Raw genomic sequence first — 5,506 nt, 5'->3', positions numbered from 1 at the left:
GACCTCGGCCGGCGCCCTGCTGGTGCAGCGCGCCCGCGGTCTGCTGCGCGAGGCCGAGGAAACGCTGGCCGAGCTGGGCCGCCATGCCAAGGGCCTGGCCGGTCGGGTGCGGCTGGCCGCCCAGACCGGGGTGGCCGCCCATGTGCTGCCACCGCTGCTGCTGCCGCTGGCGGAGCAGCGGCCCGAGATCGAGCTGGTACTGAGCGTGCTGGGCACCCACGACACGCTGGCGGGCCTGCTGGTCGGCACGCTGGACATCGGCATCGTGACCCTGCCGATAGCGCCGCAGCCGGGGCTGCAGTGCCGGCCCTGGCGGCGCGATCCTATGCTGGCCTGCCTGCCGCCGCTCTGGCAGGCGCCGGCCCGCATCACGCCGGCCTGGCTGGCCGACCGGCCGATGATCGTCAACGACGCCAGCACCCAGATGCAGCGGCTGACGCTGGCCTGGTTCGGCGCGGCCGGCCAAGTGCCGCGGCCCGGCATCGAGCTCAACTACACCGAGGCGATGAAGAGCCTGGTGGCGGCCGGCTACGGCGCGGCCATCCTGCCTATCGAGGCCGAAGCCCAGGACCGGCATGCGATGCAGCTGCGGCCCTTATCGCCGCCGCTATGGCGCGAGCTGGGCCTGGTGCACCGGCCGCGCGAGCTGCTGGCGCCCTCGGTCTGGCCGGTGCTGGACGCGCTACTGGGCGCCGTCAAGCCTCAGGCGGCCTCCAGAACAAAACCGACGCCGCGCACCGTGCGCACATAGCCGTCGCCGATCTTCTTGCGCAGATTGAAGATATGCACGTCCAGCGCATGGCTGTCGGAGTGGGGCAGGGCCTGCGCCTCCAGCTCGCGGCGCGTCACGACATGACCGCTGCGCTTGATCAGGGTCAGCAGGATGCTGAACTCGGTGCGCGAGAGATTGATCGACTGGTTGCCGCGCGTCAGTGCCATGCGGCCCTCATCGAGCGACAGATCGCGAGCCTGCCAGGCCAGTGGCTCATCGGATGAGCCTTGCAGGCCCGAGCGCCGCGCCAGCGCGCGCAGCCGCGCCAGCAGCTCGGCGCTGGCAAAGGGCTTGACCAGATAGTCGTCCGCGCCGCTGTCCAGGCCTTCGAGCCGGTCCTCGATGCCGTCGCGCGCGGTGATCACGATGACCGGTAACTGCGGGTCTTGCTGGCGCAGCTTCAGCAGCAGCGCCAGCCCGCAGCCATCGGGTAAACCCAGGTCCAGCACCAGGGCATTGAAGCGGCGCTCCAGCAGCTGCTGCTGGGCGTCGACCAGGCGCCGTACCCAGACCAATTCATGACCGCCCTCGCTCAGTAGCGCATGCAGTGAGCGTCCCAGCTCCAGGTCGTCCTCTACCAGGCAGATCTTCATCGCCGCGTCCTTCTGTGGCGTCGCATCGGTGCACTCTTAATCATCTCTTGAGCCACCGCGAACGCTATCCATCGGATGATTCATACAACCAATAGCGTACCAGTGCCCCCTTGCACCGGACAGCGGGAAAAACCAGAGGAGTTCGGCGAGATGCGAGTGTTCAAGGGCCTTCTGGCCGTTTCGGCCAGTCTGGCTATTTCGGTCCCTTCGGCTGCTGCAGCGCTTGCGGCGGCGGCGGCGCCGGCTGCGCAGATGCTGCCCAGCAAGGCGCAGTTCGATACCCTGTTTCCGCAGCGCATTGCCTTCTACAGCTATGAGGGTTTTGTGGCCGCCGTGCGCCAGACCCCGGGCTTCGCCGCCTGGGGCAGCGCCGAGCAGCGCAGCCAGGAGATGGCCGCCTTCCTGGGGCAGATCGCCCATGAGTCGGACGAGCTGCGCGCCCAGCGCGAGTACCGCAAGGAGAACTGGGGCCACTACTGCCGCCAGGGGCCTGGCGAGTCCTGCGCACCGGGCCAGCAGTACTACGGCCGCGGTCCGATCCAGCTGAGCTGGAACTACCAGTACAAGCGCGCCGGCGACTTCCTCGGTCTGGACCTGTGGTCCGACCCCGACCTGGTCGCCCGCGACGCCACCGTCGCCTGGCGCACCGCGCTCTGGTACTGGATGACCCAGCCCGGCGAGTCGGCGCGCTCGCCGCACCAGGCGCTGCGCGAGCAGCTCGGTTTCGGCGCCACCACGCGCGCCATCAACGGCACGCTGGAGTGCGACAAGCCGACCGACCCCGACGCGCTGCGCAAGAACCAGCGCCGTATCGATTTCTACAAACACGCCAGTCAGCTGTTTGGCGTTCCCCTCTTGCACCCGTTGGGGTGCTGATTACCGGAGTACAAGACCATGCGAGAGAAGAAGACGATGCACAGACAGTCCGCCATCGCAGCCGCCGTGCTGCTGAGCCTGAGCCTGCCCGCCCAGGCACAGGAAACCCCCAAGCAGGACGGCGCCAAGAAGCTGGAGACCGTTGTCGTCACCGGCATCCGCGCCAGCCTGAAGAAGGCGCTGGACACCAAGCGCGATGCCGAGTCCATCATCGATGTCGTCACCGCCGAGGATGTGGGCAAGTTCCCGGCCACCAATGTGGCCGAGGCCATCACGGTGATTCCCGGCGTCACCATCGACAAGGCCTTCGGCCAGGGCGAGAAGATCTCCATCCTGGGCACCGACCCGGCGCTCAACCGCACCCTGCTCAACGGCCAGGCGATCGCCTCGGGCGACTGGTTCATGGCCGAGCAGCAGGGCCGCAGCTTCAACTACACGCTGCTGGCGCCGCAGCTGGTCAACAAGGTCGAGGTGCACAAATCGCCGGAGGCCTGGCTGGACGAAGGCTCGGTGGGTGGCACGGTCAATATCAGCACCCGCAAGCCGCTGGAGATGAAGGGCCTGACCCTGGCCGGCTCGGCGAGCTATCTCTACAACGACCGCGTCGGCAGCGGCAAGCCCACGCTGTCGGGCCTGTTCGGCTGGAAGAACGAGGCCAATACCTTCGGCATGCTGGTGTCGGCGCAGCGCTCGGAGGAGCGCATCCGTCGTGACGGCGTCGAGTCCTACGGCACCGTGCGCGGCAGCGCCTACATCAACGGCGTGGGTGGCTCGCCCAACTCGGTCACCACCACCAGCACCGACTGGTCGCAGAACCCGCCGGCGACCATGCCGCCGAGCTGTGTCGGCGACTGCCGCACCACGCTGCTGGCCAACCCGAACGTGATCGCGCCGAACTCGATCAGCGCGCACTACTTCGACCAGACCCGTGATCGCGACACGTTGTCGCTGTCGCTGCAGGCCAAGCCGCACAAGAAGCTGGACGTCGAGTTCAATCTGCTGGACGTCAAGGCCAAGTACGACAACATCACCCACTCGATGTTTGCCTTCAACGGCAACCCCTGGAATTCGCTGAACGCGCTGACCGGCCTGAGTGTCGATGGCGGCGTCATCAACAAGGCCTCGTTCCGCAACGGGCTGACGGTCTATGACCTGATCAACCGCCGCGCCACGGTGAACACCGATTCGCATGATTTGAAGCTCACATGGAAGGAGGACCGCTGGTTCGCCTCCACTCATATTGGCAGCTCCAAGGCCACCGGCGGTACCGACCGCCAGGTGGTTGGTGAATTCCTCGGCAAGGCCAACTACAGCTCTGACCTGAGCGGCTCGGTGCCCAAGCTGAACTTCTCCGGCTACCAGACCGCGCCGATCAGCGACATCGCTGTGCACATGCCGCCGGCCAAACCGGGCAGCCCCTTCAACGACGCCGAGGGCTTCCGTCTCGATGGCGGTGGCCCGGCCGGCGGCTGGCACACCAACCCGCCGAACGCCACCAACTGGGGTGCGGGCTGGGGCGGCAATATCGTCGCCAAGCCGACCAAGGACGAGGAGAAGTACTTCCAACTCGATTTCGGCGTCAAGTTCGTCGACTCGCCCGTCCACCAGGTCCGCTTCGGCATCAAGCGCCGCGAGCACCAGACGGGGCAGACCATGTCCGGCGTGTCGCTGGCCTCGATCAAGGGCTATGGCGATCTGAGCGCCACCCAGTTCAACCCGAAATCGGTGCCCAGCGGCTATCTGGCCGGCTTCGGCGATGTGGGCGACCTCAACAAGCGCTTCATGATCGATGGCTGGGCCCTGGCCGACTACATCAACAGCGGCAAGTGGCTGGCGCCCTGGCAGACCATGCCCACGCCGAGCACTTTCAGCGACCCCTCCTATGCCGCCAACACCTGGCTGGTCAAGGAGGACGTCAATGCCGGCTATGTGCAGGCCGACTTCAGCCAGGACCGGCTGCGCGGCAATGTCGGCGTGCGCCTGGTGAAGACCGAGTCCAACAGCATGGGCTGGGCGTGTACTGTCAACACCAGCCCCTGCCCGGCGGACAAGTACGCCCCGACCAGTGTCAAGAAGAGCTACACCAACACGCTGCCGAACCTGAACGTGGTCTATGACCTGAACGACAGCGTGGTGCTGCGCGGCTCGGCGGCCAAGGTCATGGCGCGGCCGAACTACGGCGATATGTCCAGCTATCTGTGGATCGCCGATGCGACCCTGACCGGCGGCGGTGGCAACCCCGACCTCAAGCCCTACCGCTCCACCAATCTGGACTTCTCGGCCGAGTGGTACTTCGCCAGCAACGCCATCCTGGCCGGCACCGTGTTCCACAAAAAGGTGGACGACTACGTCCTGACCACCACCCGCAAGGAAACCCATTACAACCAGAACCAGCAGAAGGACACCGAATACGACATCTCGCGTCGCAGCAATGCCGGCAGCGCCACGATCAAGGGCTTCTCGCTGGCCTATCAGGCGACCTTCGGCAACGGTCTGGGTCTGCTGACCAACTACACCCATGCCGAGGCCAAGGCGGCGACGGGCGCCCGGCTGCCCTTCAACTCCAAGCATCAGGTGACCTTCAGCCCGTTCTATGAGACCGACCGCTGGAGTGCTCGCGCCACCTACTCCTGGCGCTCCAAGTACTACACCGAGGCCGACCGCGGCAACTTCCTGGTCACCGATGACTACGGCTCGCTGGAAGCCAATATCAACTTCAAGATCACCGACAAGCTGACCTTGGGGCTGGACGCGATGAACCTGCTGGACAGCGAGTACCGCTCCTACGCCGAAGTGGCCGGGGTGGCGGCCACCGAGAAGCTCACGCGCGGCATCTACAAGACCGGCCGCCGCTATATGGCCACGCTGCGCTTCACCTACTGAGGCAGCGCCGGCAACACGCAGGTGTTGCCGTTCTCTGCCGCTGACGGGCCTGGGATCTCCAGGCCCGTTTTTGGTTCATCACCGATCCCCTGGGGGAGCCCGCGCGTCGCCTGCTGATGACGGGCCGACCTAGCTTCCATCTGCTGTGCTGTGTGGTTGGGAAGGCGTGGGTGATGTCCCAGGAGGTGGTGTAAGTCTTTGAGGTCGGCTGCTCGTAGAGGGTGGCCATCGTGAGTCCGGATAAGGTTGAGGTGCGACCCACCAACCTTGATCCGAGGAAACACGATGACCGCCTCAACTATCGCATTGGCCGAACTCGCCGAGAAGGGAGCCGACATTGATGTGCTGCGCCAGATGGTGCAGTTCATGGCCCAGCGCCTCA

General features: G+C 66.0%; 4 protein-coding genes. 3 read left to right on the top strand and 1 reads right to left on the bottom strand.

The features are described 5' to 3' along the window. Nucleotides 1–751, top strand: a 751-nt coding sequence (locus tag PO768_RS27580) for a LysR family transcriptional regulator substrate-binding protein (RefSeq protein WP_272648613.1), incomplete at its 5' end; no start/stop codon positions are given. Here PO768_RS27580 and PO768_RS27575 read toward each other — a convergent pair. After that, on the bottom strand, nucleotides 703–1,365 hold the full coding sequence (locus PO768_RS27575) for a response regulator transcription factor (protein WP_272648612.1): 663 nt from the start codon (nucleotides 1,363–1,365) through the stop codon (nucleotides 703–705). The two genes, PO768_RS27580 and PO768_RS27575, sit on opposite strands and share 49 nt — an antisense overlap. 252 nt (nucleotides 1,366–1,617) lie before the next feature. On the opposite strand from PO768_RS27575, the gene PO768_RS27570 reads away from it, so the two are divergent. Continuing rightward, nucleotides 1,618–2,241, top strand: a complete 624-nt coding sequence (locus PO768_RS27570) for a chitinase (protein WP_272648611.1) — start codon at nucleotides 1,618–1,620, stop codon at nucleotides 2,239–2,241. A 36-nt stretch (nucleotides 2,242–2,277) separates the two neighbouring features. Then, nucleotides 2,278–5,124: a TonB-dependent receptor gene (locus tag PO768_RS27565; RefSeq protein ID WP_272648610.1), complete on the top strand. Its 2,847-nt coding sequence runs from the start codon at nucleotides 2,278–2,280 to the stop codon at nucleotides 5,122–5,124. Nucleotides 5,125–5,506: the final 382 nt, after the last annotated feature.

The sequence above is a fragment of the Paucibacter sp. XJ19-41 genome (genome assembly GCF_028462495.1).
Classification (GTDB): domain Bacteria; phylum Pseudomonadota; class Gammaproteobacteria; order Burkholderiales; family Burkholderiaceae_C; genus Roseateles_E.
Note: the sequence above shows the minus strand (reverse complement) of the source record. Positions and strands in the feature narration are given on the sequence as shown.